This is a genomic window from Pseudomonas sp. Y39-6, assembly GCF_023651955.1.
Lineage (GTDB): Bacteria > Pseudomonadota > Gammaproteobacteria > Pseudomonadales > Pseudomonadaceae > Aquipseudomonas > Aquipseudomonas veronii.
This window is the reverse complement of the sequence record NZ_CP069594.1, coordinates 569,769-584,674: the sequence shown is the minus strand read 5'-3', so window position 1 is coordinate 584,674 and position 14,906 is coordinate 569,769. Positions and strand designations below refer to the sequence as shown.

The window sequence follows — 14,906 nt, the reverse complement described above, 5'->3', positions numbered from 1 at the left end:
TCAAGTGAACCGGCCCACGCCAGTAAAAACCGACAACTTCTTCCTGCTGATCTTCCGGGCACTGCGCCACCGCCGTGTACCGATCGCATTACGCATCGCCAGCCATAACGTGATCCTGGTCGCCCTGGCCCTGGTGATCTACGCCTGCGTGATGGGTTTGCAGTTCAAACAGGCCATGCACGAACAAGCCGATGCCCTGGGCGAGAGCTTGACCACCCAGACCGCCACCTCGGCGACCGAGCTGCTGGTGTCCAACGACATCCTCAGCCTCAACGTGCTGCTCAACAACCTGACCAAGAACCCGCTGGTGGCCCACGCCGCCATCTACAGCGTGGACAACCGGATCATGGCCGAAGCCGGGCAACGCCCGAAAAACGGCCTGCTGGGTGAGGCCGAAGGCCTGTACCAGAGCAATATCACGTTTCAGGATGTGAAAGCCGGCCAATTGCGCATCAGCCTGGACATGCAGCAATTCCAGCAGCCGATGACCATCAGCCTGCAAAGCATGGGCATCCTCAGCGCGATCCTGCTGGCGCTGGCCCTGGCCTTGAGCCTGCGCCTGGGGCGGCATATCTCCACGCCGTTGATGCAACTGCGCATCTGGCTGCGGGATATCGACGAGCACACCCCGGCCACCGATCGTCAGGACGAGATCGGCGACCTTGCGCGCCAGCTTCACGCCAGCTTCGCCCCGGAACCGGTGGTACACGAGGTTGAACCCGAGCCCGAGTTCGACGACAGCGATTACGACGAACCTGCCTTTGAAGTGCGCAACCTGCGCGACCCGGGCTTTGACGAAAGCGCGCCGGTCGCGGGCCTGAAGCCTGCGCCACGCCATGTAATCAAGGCCGAAGAAGACGAGCTGGACGACGAAGACCCGTTCGCCGACCTGCGCGACACCTCGGCCAGCAGCCCGGCCATCGCGCCGAAGCCCGTGCCGGCAAAGAACGCCGAACCCCAACACAGTGCGGTCCTGGCCGTGCAACTGGGTGCCCAGGACCAACTGCGCCGCCTGCCCCGCGCCCGCCTGACGGAATTGCTGGAACGCTACCGCGACTGCCTCGACCAGGCCGCCTCGCTCTACCAGAGCGAGCTGCACACCCTGAACGATGGCAGCACACTGATGCTGTTCCACAGCGAAGACAGCGGCGAAGACTACCTGACCAACGCCATCTGCTGCGGCGAACTGCTGCGCGCCCTGGGCCATGAGTTGCAGATCGAAGTGGCCGACAGCGGCATCACGCTGCAACTGCAACTGGGCCTGACCGTTGGCGACGACCTGTTCGGCATGAGCCAGATCGACCTGCTGCTGACCGAAATCGCCCAGGACGCCTTGGCCCTGTCCCAACACAGCCGCAACCTGCTGCTGGTGGAGCGCAAGATCAGCGAAGACACGCTGATCCGCCAACGCGCGCGCATCCGTCCGATTGCCAGCCCCGAGGGCGCCAGTTGCGTAGAGCGCTTGATGGAGCCGTATCCGTCGATGCTGGAGCGGCAATTGGCGCGGATGCACGAGTCCCGTGCCAAGCCCTGACTGACATGTGAGAGGGGGCTTGCCCCCGATGACGGCGCGTCAGTCAAAACGGCGGCAACTGACACATCGCTATCGGGGGCAAGCCCCCTCCCACATTTGGACGCCACAAGCCTCAAGTAAATCGCGCACAAACAAAAGGCCCGCTGAATAAGCGGGCCTTTTGGGTTGGAGCCATTCAGATCAGAACCTGAACACTTCCATATCCGTGCGGATCGGCGTAGCCATCGGCATTTTCGGTTTCCCCGGAGCCGCCGGCTTGGCCTGTACCGGCGCTTGCTTGCGCGGCGCCTCGGCGACTGGTTGCTGGTTGGCCAATGGCTTGAGGGCCACCGACAACTGCTGCGCCAGATGCTGCAACAGCACGCCCTGGGCCTGGACCTGGGACGCCGTGGTGCCGGCATGCTCTTCCTGCAGATGCACGATGCGGCTATCACGCACCTGGCCGCGGCGGTCAATCAAGCGCCATTGCGCATCGAGGATCGCCGGTTGCGAGGTGCCGGAGTCGAGTCGGGTAATGGTCAGCAACACCTGCACATCCGGGGAAAAACCGGCGGGCGCAGGCGCCAGGACCACACGCTGACTGTCCAACTGACCCGCCACCTGGCGCAACATCAACTGATTGATGTCGGACGACAAACTACCCGCCCAACGACCATCGGTGGAACCTTGCAGGCTGCCGTCGTTCTGACGTTGCAGCAATGTTTCGCGTTGCAGGTAGTCAGCGACGACGACCGGGCCGAGCAAGACGGCCATGCCGGCCGATTGAGCTGGCTGAGCGGGACTTCCGCTGTCCAGCTGGTACAGCGACACCGGCTGGTGCGTGCTGCAACCCGCCAACCCCAGAAGGCCAGCGAGCATAAAAATAAAAGGAAGGCGTGGAGCAGTCATCATCCCATCCAGGCGGCTGCCACAAGGCAAACCACAATGTAATACTAAAAATAACCTAAACACGCTCGGCCACGCCGGCGCTGGAAAGGCCATATCATCCGTGAATATGCGCCATGACTCCAGCGCGAAAGCGTCGATCTACGCGTTAAATCGTAGATCAAGAGCTCTAATCCGCGCTAAACCGGCGTTTCCACCAGTAAAGCATCCACGCGCTGGAAGCCACGAGGCAGTTTATTACCGCGTCGGCCACGCTCGCCCTTGTAGTGCTCAAGGTCGTCAGGGCGCAGCGACAACGTGCGCTTGCCGGCCTGTAGCACCAGGGTAGAGCCTTCCGGGATCACTGCGATGTCTGTCACGTACTCTTCGCGACTGGCCACCCGCTCGCCGGGAATACCAATGATCTTGTTGCCTTTGCCTTTGCCCAACTGCGGCAGGTCGCTGATCTTGAACACCAGCAAACGCCCTTCCGTGGTCACCGACGCCAGCCAATTACCCTCGCGATCGTCCACCGGCCGCGGCAGGATCACCTTGGCGTTATTCGGCAGGCTCAACAGTGCTTTACCTGCTTTGTTCTTGGCCTGCAGGTCTTCACCCTTGACCACAAAGCCGTAACCCGCGTCGGAGGCGATCACATACAGCGAGTCGTCGTCCGGCAGCAGCACGCATTCGAAACTCGCCCCCGGTGGCGGCGTCAGGCGCCCGGTCAACGGCTCGCCCTGCCCGCGCGCAGACGGCAAGGTGTGGGCCGGCACCGAGTAACTGCGCCCGGTGGAGTCGATAAACACCGCAAACTGGTTGGACCGCCCGGCGGCGGCGGTCTTGAAGCCGTCGCCAGCCTTGTACGACAAGCCGGTCGCATCGATATCATGCCCCTTGGCGGAACGGACCCAACCCTTTTCCGACAGAACGACAGTAATTTTCTCGTTTGGCAGCAGCTCGGTTTCTGTCAGCGCTTTCGCTTCGGCGCGCTCAACGATCGGTGAACGGCGGTCGTCGCCATAGGTCTCGGCGTCTTTGATCAGCTCGCTGCGCACCAGCTTCTTGAGCTTGGTTTCGCTGCCCAGCAGGGCTTGCAGCTTGGCTTGCTCCTTGAGCAACGCGTCCTGTTCGTCGCGCAGCTTCATTTCTTCCAGTCGCGCCAACTGACGCAAGCGGGTGTCGAGGATGTAGTCGGCCTGGATCTCGCTCAGCTCGAAACGCGCGATCAGCTCGGCTTTCGGGTGCTCGGCGGTACGGATGATGTGGATCACTTCATCCAGGTTGAGGTAGGCAATCAGCAAGCCGTCCAACAGGTGCAGGCGGCGCTCGACCTTGTCCAGGCGGAACTGCAGGCGACGACGCACGGTCTGGACGCGGAACTCCAGCCACTCCACCAGCAGATTGCGCAGGTTCTTCAGCTGCGGCTTGCCGTCCAGGCCGATGATGTTGATGTTGACCCGGTAGCTGGACTCCAAGTCGGTGCTGGCGAACAGATGCTGCATCAGCACTTCATGGTCGACCCGGCTGTTGGTCGGAATAATCACGATGCGGCACGGGTTTTCGTGGTCGGACTCGTCGCGCAGGTCAGCGACCTGCGGCAATTTCGACGGTTTGGCCTGCATCAGCGCGGCGATCTGTTCCAGCACCTTGGCGCCGGACACCTGATGCGGCAACGCGGTGACGATGATGTCGCCGTCTTCGACGTGGTACACGGCGCGCATACGCACCGAGCCCTTGCCGGTTTCGTACATTTTCAGCAGGTCGGCACGCGGCGTGATGATTTCCGCTTCGGTCGGGTAATCCGGGCCCTGGATGTGCTCGCAGAGCTGCTCGACCGTGGCTTTGGGTTCATCGAGCAAGCGCACGCAGGCCGTGGCGACTTCCCGCAGGTTGTGCGGCGGTACGTCGGTGGCCATGCCGACGGCGATGCCGGTGGTGCCATTGAGCAGGATGTTCGGCAAACGTGCCGGCAACACCAGGGGCTCGTCGAGGGTGCCGTCGAAGTTCGGGCCCCAGTTCGCGGTGCCCTGGCCCAGTTCGCTGAGCAGCACTTCCGAATAACGCGACAGGCGCGCCTCGGTGTAACGCATGGCCGCGAAAGACTTGGGATCATCCGGCGCACCCCAGTTCCCCTGGCCATCTACCAGCGTGTAGCGGTAGCTGAACGGCTGGGCCATCAGCACCATGGCTTCATAGCAGGCCGAGTCGCCGTGGGGGTGGAACTTACCGAGCACGTCACCGACGGTACGCGCCGACTTCTTGTGCTTGGAATCTGCGTCCAGGCCCAACTCACTCATGGCGTAGATGATGCGCCGTTGTACGGGCTTCAGGCCGTCGCCGATATGCGGCAAGGCACGGTCCATGATCACGTACATGGAGTAGTTGAGGTAGGCATTTTCGGTGAAGTCAGCCAGCGACCGGCGTTCTACGCCGTCTAAGCTGTCTGCGAGGATGTCACTCATGCGGGCCTCATCATTGTTTGGTAAGGCGCAGCGGAAATGCCGCGGCGCCGGGTCAATTCAAAACAGGGGTGGCTCATGGCTGGGCGCTCCAGCCACCGGCGGGGGCGGCGAAACGATAGACCACCGGGCGTTTTTCGCCATCGGCGCGGGCGCCGAAATTATTGTCGATGCCCAACCAGGCACCGTCTGCATCCAGCACCAGGGCTTCGGCCAGGCCATAAGGCTGGGCGTAGCGCCGTTCGGGCGTCAGGGTCTCGTCGGCGAACGACCAGCACAGCTCGACCTTGGCCGTGACCGCATCGCGCCGACAAATCTGGAACGCATTGCGCTCCAGGGTAAACAACTTACCGTTGAACAGCGCCAGGTCGGAAAAGTCCTTGGACACCGCCTTGGCACTGGGGAACTGCGCCGGCTGCACTTCCTGGCCGGCCTCGCTCAACAGCACGCACGCGCCCGCGCAATCCCACACGCTTTGCTGGCGCTTGATGGAAATCAGCCCGCGCCGTTCACGCTCCGCCGCCAGCCAGATCTGATTGCCCTCGGGGTTCACCGCGAGGCCTTCGAACAACGCATTGAAATGCAGCAACATGCCGCTGGCGCGGGCCTCACGCACCATGCCGGGGGCGATCTTCAACCACTCGGGCGCACCGCTCGCCGGCACTTTCAGCACCGCCGCATGGGCTTCGCTGACCACGTAGCGGTTACCCGCGGCATCGCAGCCGATGCCTTCAAAATCCAGGTCGCCGCCGCGAATCAGCGACGCCGCCTTGGTGCGCGAACGCAGCCCCCAGGGCAGGCCGGAGTCAGGCACGGGCGGCACGTCGAGCTTCACCGTTTCGGCCTGCCAGGTCGGCGCGCTGATATCCAGGCGGTAGATCTGGTCGTCGTCGCGGTCGGAAACCGTCCACAACGCGTTGCCACACAAAGCCAGGCCCGACAGGTTACCGCCGCGCATGCCGTCCACCGGGTGTTCGGACACCAGCTTGAGCTCAGCCACGGGCGCGGCGACCGCCTGGGTGGCCGCCAACCCGCTCAACATCAGGATCGCCAGGGCGAAACCTGTACGCATCAGCCCAGGACCTCGGCGAGGTTGCCCTTGGACTCCAGCCAGGACTTGCGGTCCGGCGCGCGTTTCTTCGCCAGCAGCATGTCCATCATTTCCGAAGTGGCAGCGAAGTCGTCCAGGGTCAACTGCACCAGGCGCCGCGTGTTCGGGTCCATGGTGGTTTCGCGCAGTTGCGGCGGGTTCATCTCACCCAGGCCTTTGAATCGCGTGACCTGCGGCTTGCCGCGTTTCTTCTCGGCGATCAGGCGGTCGAGGATGCCATCGCGCTCGCCTTCGTCGAGGGCGTAGAAAATCTCCTTGCCCAGGTCGATACGGTACAGCGGCGGCATCGCGACGTAGACGTGACCGGCGTCCACCAACGGGCGGAAGTGCTGCACGAACAGCGCGCACAGCAAGGTGGCGATGTGCAGACCGTCGGAGTCGGCGTCGGCGAGGATGCAGATCTTGCCGTAGCGCAACTGGCTCATGTCCGCCGCGCCGGGGTCGACGCCGATGGCCACGGCAATATTGTGCACTTCCTGGCTGGCCAGGACTTCGCTGCCGTCGACTTCCCAGGTGTTGAGGATCTTGCCGCGCAACGGCAGGATCGCCTGGAATTCCTTGTCCCGCGCTTGCTTGGCGGAACCGCCAGCGGAGTCACCTTCCACCAGGAACAGCTCGGAGCGCATCGGGTCCTGCCCGGCGCAATCGGCCAGCTTGCCCGGCAGTGCCGGGCCCGCCGTGATGCGTTTGCGCTCGACCTTCTTGCTGGCCTTGAGACGACGGCCGGCGTTGTTGATCGCCAGCTCCGCCAGGGCCAGGCCCAATTCCGGGTGCTCGTTGAGCCACAGGCTGAACGCATCCTTGACCACACCGGAGACAAACGCCGCCGCCTCGCGGGACGACAAACGCTCTTTGGTCTGGCCGGAGAATTGCGGCTCCTGCATTTTCATCGACAGCACGAACGCGATGCGCTCCCACACGTCTTCCGGCGCCAGCTTCACGCCGCGCGGCAGCAGGCTGCGGTATTCGCAGAACTCGCGCATGGCGTCGAGCAGGCCCTGGCGCAAGCCGTTGACGTGGGTACCGCCCTGGGCGGTAGGGATCAGGTTGACGTAGCTTTCCTGCACGCTGTCGCCGCCTTCGGGCAGCCACAGCAGCGCCCAATCGACGGCTTCTTTGTTCCCGGCCAGGCTGCCGCAGAACGGCTCGTTGGGCAGGCGTTCGAAATCGCTGACGGCGTCTTCCAGGTAGGAGCGCAGGCCGTCTTCGTAGTGCCACTCGACCTTTTCGCCGCTGCCTTTGTCTTCAAAGGTGACCAGCAGGCCCGGGCACAACACGGCCTTGGCCTTGAGCACATGCTTGAGGCGGCTGACGGAGAATTTCGGCGAATCGAAGTATTTCGGGTCCGGGGCGAAGTACACGCTGGTGCCGGTGTTGCGCTTGCCAACGGTGCCGATCACCTGCAGGTCGGTGGCTTTGTAGCCATCGGCGAAGGTCATCTCGTATTCGTTGCCGTCGCGCTTGACCCGCACCCGCACCAACGTCGACAGGGCGTTGACCACGGAAATACCGACACCGTGCAAGCCACCGGAGAACTGGTAGTTCTTGTTGGAGAACTTGCCGCCGGCGTGCAGCTTGGTGAGGATCAGCTCGACGCCCGACACCCCCTCTTCCGGGTGAATGTCCACCGGCATGCCGCGACCGTCGTCGGACACTTCCAGGGAGTGGTCAGCGTGGAGAATGACATGCACCGACTTGGCGTGCCCGGCCAAGGCTTCGTCGACGCTGTTGTCGATGACTTCCTGGGCAAGGTGGTTCGGCCGACTGGTGTCGGTGTACATGCCGGGGCGTTTGCGCACCGGGTCGAGGCCCGAGAGGACTTCGATGGCGTCGGCGTTATAAGAGCTAGCGCTGGGAGTGGCCATGGGGTCTCGTCGTGAGTCGTTCGATTAAAAAGTGACCTGCGGTTTCCAAGGCAATTACAGTGCCGAGAAATCGAAGGATTGATACTGATCCGCGCCAATGCCGGCAAAGCTCAACAACGCCGGCAACTGCCGGGCAAACCCCTGGTAACCGTGGTCGCCACCGGCCTGGATGCGCAAGGCACAGGCCCGGTAATACTGCTGGGCGAGGCGATAATCCAGGGTTTCGTCCCCGGTCTGCAACCACACCTGATAACGCGCGGCATCCTGGGGCGCCGGGACTTCCAGCTCGGCCAGCGCCGTGACGTGATCGTGGGTCAGTTCCCAGGTTTCATCGGTATAGAGGTTCTTCTGGGTGCCCAGGTAACCGTCGAACATCCGATGGGGGCTGACCGCCGGGTTGACCAGCAGCGCCTTGAGGCCATGGCGCTCGGCAAGACAGGTTGCATAGTAGCCGCCGAGCGAGCTGCCGACCAGCAGCGGCCGCCCCAGTTCTGCGATGGCCGCCTCCAATTGAGGAATCGCCTGGCGAGGGTGGTGATGCAGGGCCGGCACGCGCAGTTGGTCGGCCAGGCCGAGGGTGTCCATCACGCGGATCAACTGGCTGGCCTTGTTCGACGCAGGCGCGCTGTTGAAACCGTGGATATACAGGATCGAAGCGGACATGCCGGGCTCTCCGTGCTTGCGCCAAAAAGGCGCAGTTTACAGGGATCGGAGTGGTGAGTCCCCTGTCTTCCCCTCCCACCTTCAGTAGCCGTTGCTGGCGTAATCCACGGTAAAGGCAAAGCCTTTGACCCGTTCCACCCCGGTCTCCAACCGCCCGTCGGCATGCAGACGCAGCCAGCGATAGCCCGGCGCCTCGGTGCTGACGTTGAAGTCCTCGCTGCCCGGCGTGAACTGGATGCAGGTGGACGGCGACGCCAGCAGGCGCACGCCGTTGCGCTCGCGGTCGATCTCCTGGTGTACATGCCCCCAGAGCAAGGCCCGGACCTGAGGGAAACGGTCCAGCACGGCAAACAGTGCCTCGGGGTTGCGCAGGCCGATGGGTTCCATCCACGCACAGCCGATGGGCACCGGATGATGGTGGAAACACACCAGATGATGGCGGTGCGGCGCTTCGCTCAAGGCTTGGGCCAGCAGTTGCAGCTGGCTGTCCTGCAGATAACCCGGCACCGAACCGGGTACGGCGGAGTCGAGCAGGGTAATGCGCCAATTGCCGACGTCGACCACCGGTTCCAGCAGGTCGCTGTGCAGGGCGGCGTGGGCCATGATCTGCGGCTCATCGTGGTTGCCGGGAATCCAGCGCGCCGGCACACCAAAGGGCGCGGTCATCTCCCTGAAGTGCTGATAGGACGCCAACGTACCGTCCTGGGACAAGTCCCCCGTGGCCAGCAGCAAGTCGATCCGAGGCTGCTGCTCGCGCACCAGGCCGATCACCCGTTGCAAGCTCTCGCGGGTGTTCATGCCCACCAGCGTGGCGTCGGCCTCGGCAAACAGATGGCTGTCGGACAGTTGCACCAGCACTGCCGGTGCATCGGGGGTCACGGTGGGTACGCGGGGCAAGGTGCTCTCCCAAGGCAATCACAGGAATGGACGTATGGCGCGATTATGCTGGGGCAGGACACAAAGAGGAAACCCAGGGAAGCAGATGCAGTTCACATCTACCGCACGACTTCGAACTCGTGGCCCAGGGCCAGACAGTGACTCAACCATTCACCGAGGAACACATTGAGCTGTGCTTTCTCATCGGGCTGGTGCATGAACACATTGGGGTAAGGATAGATGCTGCGAAAGCGTCGCGCATGTTCGGCGCTGATGACTTCGGCCATTCGCGCATCGTGGTACACCTGCACTTCCAGTTGCGGCACCGGCAGCCATGGCAGGCTGTGCTCCTGGCGCACGCGCAGGGTGGTGGTGTACGGGCAATTGACGATGACTTCCAGGGTCAGCACGCCGAGCATCTGGTCGCCATGGGTCACGGCGATGCGCCGTGCCTCGGGCGTGTGGCGCATGTCCGGCAGCAGGCGCATCAGCCGCGCATAGTTGGCCTCGCAGGCGGCTTGCAGCCCGATCAGGTCAACCCGGTATCGTTCCCGTGCCTTTACTGCCATAACCCCCTCACTTCCGCGCGATTGAGCGCTAGCCATTGCAAGGCAATAATGCTGGGCGCATTGGATATCCGACCATCACGCACCGCTTGCAAGGCATCTTCGAAAGCCCAGGTGCTGACGCGGATATCTTCTGCCTCTTCTTCCAGTCCATGAACGCCACCGGCGCCCGAGCTGTCGCAACGGCCCAGGTACAAGTGGACGAATTCGGTACTGCCGCCGGGCGAAGGGAAATATTGGGTGATCGGCCACAGTGCGGAGAATGTCAGTCCAGCTTCCTCCTCGGCTTCGCGGTGTGCAACCTCCTCCGGTTGTTCGTCCTTGTCGATCAGGCCGGCGACCATTTCCACCAGCCACGGGTTGGCGGCACGGCCCATGGCGCCGACGCGAAACTGCTCGATCAGCACCACTTCATCGCGCTGCGGGTCGTAGGGCAGCACGCACACGGCGTCATGCCGCACGAAGACCTCGCGGTTGATCACCCGGCTCATGCCGCCGTCGAATTTTTCGTGGCGCAGTTGCACGCGATCGAGCTTGTAGAAACCCTGATAGGCATTGTCGCGCTGAACAATCTCGATCGTGCTCGGCGTCGATTTCGCGATGTCCGTCATATCCTTCCTCGTTATGCCCGTGCAATTGGCGCCATCCTAACGCGCTCCTGCCCGTTGGCGCAGCCCCTTTACGGTTGCCGGGATAGACGGCGGGCGTCAAACTCACTCTAATGAGCTTAGTGGCGAACTGACTGCCATGCCGGTAGTCGAAGCTCCACGAATTTCGCTCTTATCGACGGACGAAGACCCTACATGTCACTTTTAAAAATCGCCTCCGTGGCGTGTATCGCCTTGACGCTCGGCGCCTGCCAGAGCCTGTTCCAACCGAACTACAGCACCCCGCTGGAAGCCACCCGCGACGCCAGCGAGCAAAGCAAGCCGGACTGCGCCAACGCCGATTGCCCGCTGGTGAATATCGACACCGTGCATTTTGCCAAGGAGCCCAAGCTCGACGCACTGATCGAACAACGCCTGCTGGAAATGACCCGCACCCGGTCGAGCGACCCGTTGCCGTCGAGCCTGGCGACGTACCGCGAGCAGTTCCTGAGCACCGCCGCGCCACGCAACAGCATGTACTTGCAGGCCAAGGTACGCGAGCAGCATGACGGCTTGGTGATCATCGAACTGTCCAGCTACCTGGACCAGGGCGCCACCCACGGCGAACCGGGCCGCGCCTTCATCAACTATTCGCGCCCGCAGCAAAAAGCCCTGTCGCTGAGCGACATGCTGCTGCCCGGCAAGGAAGAAGCATTCTGGAAGGCCGCCCAGGTGGCGCACAACAGCTGGCTGATCAGCACCCGCCTGAGCCTGGAGCCGGAGTTCGTCAAGCGCTACCCGTTCCAGAAAACCCCGAACGTGGCGCTGACCTCCGCCAGCGTGACCCTCAAGTACCCCACCACCACGATCGCGCCGTATGCCCTGGGCCACATCGAGTTGCAGATTCCTTACTCGCGCCTGGAAGGCATCATCAAGCCTGAGCTGGTGCCCGCGCGCCGCTGAAGACGCGCCCGAGGATGAACTGCAACAGCCCTGCCAGCGCCAGTGCCGGCAGGGTCGCGCCGATATCCGGATACAGGTTGGCCAGCAAGTGGTAGGTGCCGATGCCGCCCAGCCAGGCCAGCAACGCCGTCCAGCGTAGCGTGGCAAGCGCGCCCTGGCCGCGGCGGCGCAGGATGAAATGATCGACCAGCACCACGCCAAACAGCGGCGCGAATACCGAACCGATCAACAGCAGAAAGTTCTGGTACTGCGCCAACGGAGCAAAGCAGGCGATCAACGTGCAGAGCACACCGATGGCCAAGGCCAGGTGCTCGACCTTCAGGCGCAACAGAATCCCGCTGGAGACGGCCGCCGAGTGAATATCGGCAAAGGCGTTTTCCGACTCATCCAACAGGATCAGCAACAACGGAATCCCCAGCCCCGCGCCGGCCAGCGCCAGCAACAGCGCATTGACTTCACCGCTCGGCGCAAACGCCAGGGTGTAGGCCACGCCCAGGCTCATCAGCCAGAAATTGCCGATAAAAAAGCCCAGCGCCGTGCCGCCGAACACGCTTTTCGCACGTTTGCCGAAGCGCGAATAATCGGCGATCAGCGGCAGCCACGACAGCGGCATGGCGATGGCGATATCAAACCCCACCGCGAAGGGCATCGAACCGTCACCGGCCTGGGCCCATAGCGTGGCGAGATCGGCTTTGGCGAACAGGTTCCAGGTCAGCCACAGGCAGGCCGCGAGCAGCAGCCAGATGCCCCATTTACGCAGGATCTGGCGCACGAACGTCAGCGGGCCACTGACCGCCAGCAAGGTCGCCAGGCCACCGAAAAACAGGGTCCACAGCATCGGGCTGGCCAACAGGCTGGCGTCGCTGAAGGCCCGCGCGCCCAACAGGCTGGCGGCATCGCGCATGACGATGATTTCAAACGCGCCCCAACCGATCAGTTGCAGCAGGTTCAACAATGCCGGCAGGCTCGCGCCTTTGGCGCCGAGGCTGAGCTTGAGCGCGGCCATGGCGGACAGCCCGGTGTCGCTGCCGATCACGCCGACAGCGGCGAGCAGCAGCACGCCGACCAGGGTGCCGAGGAAAATCGCCAGCAACCCACCGGCCAGGCCCAGGCCGGGCGCGAGCAGCGCGCCGGTTTGCAGGACCATCAGGCCGATGCCGAGGGAGAACCACAGGGAAAACAGATCGCGGGCGCCGAAAACGCGTTTGCCGGTCGGTACTGCGATGTCGGGGGAATAGGTGCTGGGTTGAATGCTCAAGGATGGAATCTCTGAGGGGCATTTGTTGTTTGAAAGATTGTTATCGGGGGCAAGCCCCCTCCCACACTTGAATGTGTTCACAATTCAAAATGTGGGAGGGGGCTTGCCCCCGATAAGGCCCTTGAAAGCGCCTACAACCTCGGATCAGACCTTCTTGTAGAGCTGGCTGCCTTCCTGCTTGAACCGCTCCGCCTGCTCGGCCAAGCCCTTGGCCACCTCCACATCCACCGCATCGATGCGCTGGTTGGCCGCGTACTCACGCACTTCCTGGGTGATTTTCATCGAGCAGAACTTCGGCCCGCACATCGAGCAGAAATGCGCGACCTTGGCCGAGTCCTTCGGCAGGGTTTCGTCGTGATACGAACGCGCGGTGTCCGGGTCGAGGCCGAGGTTGAACTGGTCCTCCCAACGGAACTCGAAGCGTGCCTTGCTCAGTGCGTTATCGCGGATCTGCGCGCCCGGATGACCTTTCGCGAGATCGGCTGCATGGGCGGCGATCTTGTAAGTGATGATCCCGGTCTTCACGTCATCCTTGTTCGGCAGGCCCAGGTGTTCCTTGGGTGTGACGTAGCAGAGCATGGCGCAACCGAACCAACCGATCATCGCCGCACCGATGCCGGAGGTGATGTGGTCGTAGCCCGGCGCGATGTCGGTGGTCAGCGGGCCGAGGGTGTAGAACGGCGCCTCGTCGCAGCATTCGAGCTGCTTGTCCATGTTCTCCTTGATCAGTTGCATCGGCACATGGCCGGGGCCTTCGATCATGGTTTGCACGTCGTGCTTCCAGGCGATCTTGGTCAGCTCGCCGAGGGTTTCCAGCTCGCCGAATTGCGCGGCGTCGTTGGCGTCGGCGATCGAACCCGGGCGCAGACCGTCGCCTAAGGAGAAGCTGACGTCATAGGCCTTCATGATTTCGCAGATTTCGTCGAAATGCGTGTAGGTGAAGTTCTCTTTGTGGTGCGCCAGGCACCACTTGGCCATGATCGAGCCGCCGCGGGAGACGATGCCGGTAACGCGCTTGGCGGTCAGCGGAACGTAGCGCAGCAGCACGCCGGCGTGGATGGTGAAGTAGTCGACGCCCTGCTCGGCCTGTTCGATCAGGGTGTCGCGGAACAGCTCCCAGGTCAGGTCTTCAGCGGCGCCGCCGACTTTTTCCAGGGCCTGGTAGATCGGCACTGTGCCGATCGGCACCGGCGAGTTGCGGATGATCCACTCGCGGGTTTCGTGGATGTGCTTGCCGGTGGACAGGTCCATCACCGTGTCCGAGCCCCAGCGAATGCCCCAGGTCAGTTTCGCCACTTCTTCTTCGATGGACGAGCCCAGGGCGCTGTTGCCGATGTTGCCGTTGATCTTCACCAGGAAGTTACGGCCGATGATCATCGGTTCCAGTTCGGTGTGGTTGATGTTGGCCGGGATGATCGCGCGGCCGCGGGCGATTTCTTCGCGCACGAATTCCGGGGTGATGATCTTCGGCACGCTGGCGCCGAAGCTGTAGCCGGCGTGTTGCTGGTCGAGCAGGCCGCTGGCGCGGGCTTCTTCGAGCTTCATGTTTTCGCGGATGGCGACGTATTCCATCTCGGCGGTGATGATGCCTTTGCGCGCATAGTGCATCTGCGTGACGTTGGCACCGGCCTTGGCGCGGCGCGGGTTCTTCACATGGGCGAAGCGCAGCGCGGTCAGTTCGGCATCGGTCAGGCGTTGCTGGCCGAAGTGCGAGCTCAGGCCCGACAGGCGTTCGGTGTCGCCACGCGACTCGATCCACGGCGAGCGCACATCGCCCAGGCCCTTGCGCACATCGATGATGACGTTGGGGTCGGTGTAGGGGCCGGAGGTGTCGTAGACCACCACGGGGGCGTTGATCTCACCACCGAAATCGGTGGGGGTGACGTCGAGGCTGATTTCACGCATCGGCACGCGGATGTCCGGACGGGTGCCTTGCACGTAGATTTTCTGCGAGCGGGTAAACGGTTGCACGGAGCCGGAGTCGACCTTGGCCGATTCACTCAAATGCACGGTATTTTTTGGTTTTGTACTCATCACGGGCTCTCCAACTATCCAGGCGGTGGATTTTTGTCGGAGCGAACCTGTGGCGGATGGACGCACTGGAAGCAGTGCTGTGCTGGGTACTCGAGGGTTGTTCGAAGGTCGAACAACATCCCG

12 protein-coding genes are annotated in these 14,906 nt (G+C 62.9%); 2 read left to right on the top strand and 10 right to left on the bottom strand.

What is annotated here, in order from left to right; all coding sequences use genetic code 11:
* Positions 1-4 precede the first annotated feature (4 nt).
* Positions 5-1,534 carry an AhpA/YtjB family protein gene (locus JN756_RS02490; RefSeq protein WP_079442718.1) on the top strand — a complete coding sequence of 510 codons (1,530 nt, stop codon included), beginning with the start codon at positions 5-7 and terminating at the stop codon, positions 1,532-1,534.
* 180 nt (positions 1,535-1,714) lie between these two features.
* Here JN756_RS02490 and JN756_RS02485 read toward each other — a convergent pair whose 3' ends face one another.
* From JN756_RS02485 to JN756_RS02450, 8 genes are all read right to left on the bottom strand, one after another.
* Positions 1,715-2,422, bottom strand: coding sequence for a PqiC family protein (locus tag JN756_RS02485; protein ID WP_502941109.1), 708 nt, complete (start codon positions 2,420-2,422; stop codon positions 1,715-1,717).
* 176 nt (positions 2,423-2,598) lie between these two features.
* Positions 2,599-4,863, bottom strand: coding sequence for a DNA topoisomerase IV subunit A (parC, locus tag JN756_RS02480; RefSeq protein ID WP_017849774.1), 2,265 nt, complete (start codon positions 4,861-4,863; stop codon positions 2,599-2,601).
* A 73-nt stretch (positions 4,864-4,936) separates the two neighbouring features.
* Positions 4,937-5,932, bottom strand: a complete 996-nt coding sequence (locus JN756_RS02475) for an esterase-like activity of phytase family protein (RefSeq protein ID WP_108526096.1) — start codon at positions 5,930-5,932, stop codon at positions 4,937-4,939.
* Positions 5,932-7,836, bottom strand: coding sequence for a DNA topoisomerase IV subunit B (gene parE, locus JN756_RS02470; protein ID WP_046384916.1), 1,905 nt, complete (start codon positions 7,834-7,836; stop codon positions 5,932-5,934). Before parE ends, JN756_RS02475 begins: the two co-directional genes overlap by 1 nt.
* Positions 7,837-7,890: 54 nt before the next feature.
* Positions 7,891-8,499 carry a YqiA/YcfP family alpha/beta fold hydrolase gene (locus tag JN756_RS02465; protein ID WP_017849777.1) on the bottom strand — a complete coding sequence of 203 codons (609 nt, stop codon included), beginning with the start codon at positions 8,497-8,499 and terminating at the stop codon, positions 7,891-7,893.
* Between the two features lie 81 nt (positions 8,500-8,580).
* Positions 8,581-9,396: a 3',5'-cyclic-AMP phosphodiesterase gene (cpdA, locus tag JN756_RS02460; RefSeq protein ID WP_046490734.1), complete on the bottom strand. Its 816-nt coding sequence runs from the start codon at positions 9,394-9,396 to the stop codon at positions 8,581-8,583.
* A 98-nt stretch (positions 9,397-9,494) separates the two neighbouring features.
* Entirely contained in the window at positions 9,495-9,944 is a 450-nt protein-coding gene (locus JN756_RS02455) for a DUF1249 domain-containing protein (protein ID WP_003209507.1), read from the bottom strand.
* A complete protein-coding gene (locus JN756_RS02450; protein ID WP_017849779.1) occupies positions 9,935-10,552 on the bottom strand; it encodes an NUDIX domain-containing protein in 618 nt (205 codons plus the stop codon). The genes JN756_RS02455 and JN756_RS02450 overlap by 10 nt, the downstream gene beginning before the upstream one ends.
* 192 nt (positions 10,553-10,744) lie before the next feature.
* Between JN756_RS02450 and JN756_RS02445 the strand changes: the two genes are divergently transcribed.
* Positions 10,745-11,491 (top strand): RsiV family protein, encoded by a 747-nt coding sequence (locus tag JN756_RS02445; RefSeq protein WP_046384917.1) that lies wholly within the window; start codon positions 10,745-10,747, stop codon positions 11,489-11,491.
* Here JN756_RS02445 and cytX read toward each other — a convergent pair.
* Together cytX and thiC are read right to left on the bottom strand one after the other, a co-directional pair.
* Positions 11,460-12,749: a putative hydroxymethylpyrimidine transporter CytX gene (gene cytX / locus JN756_RS02440; protein WP_128192103.1), complete on the bottom strand. Its 1,290-nt coding sequence runs from the start codon at positions 12,747-12,749 to the stop codon at positions 11,460-11,462. The genes JN756_RS02445 and cytX overlap by 32 nt on opposite strands.
* Positions 12,750-12,893: 144 nt before the next feature.
* Positions 12,894-14,783 carry a phosphomethylpyrimidine synthase ThiC gene (gene thiC, locus JN756_RS02435; protein ID WP_046384919.1) on the bottom strand — a complete coding sequence of 630 codons (1,890 nt, stop codon included), beginning with the start codon at positions 14,781-14,783 and terminating at the stop codon, positions 12,894-12,896.
* Positions 14,784-14,906: the final 123 nt, after the last annotated feature.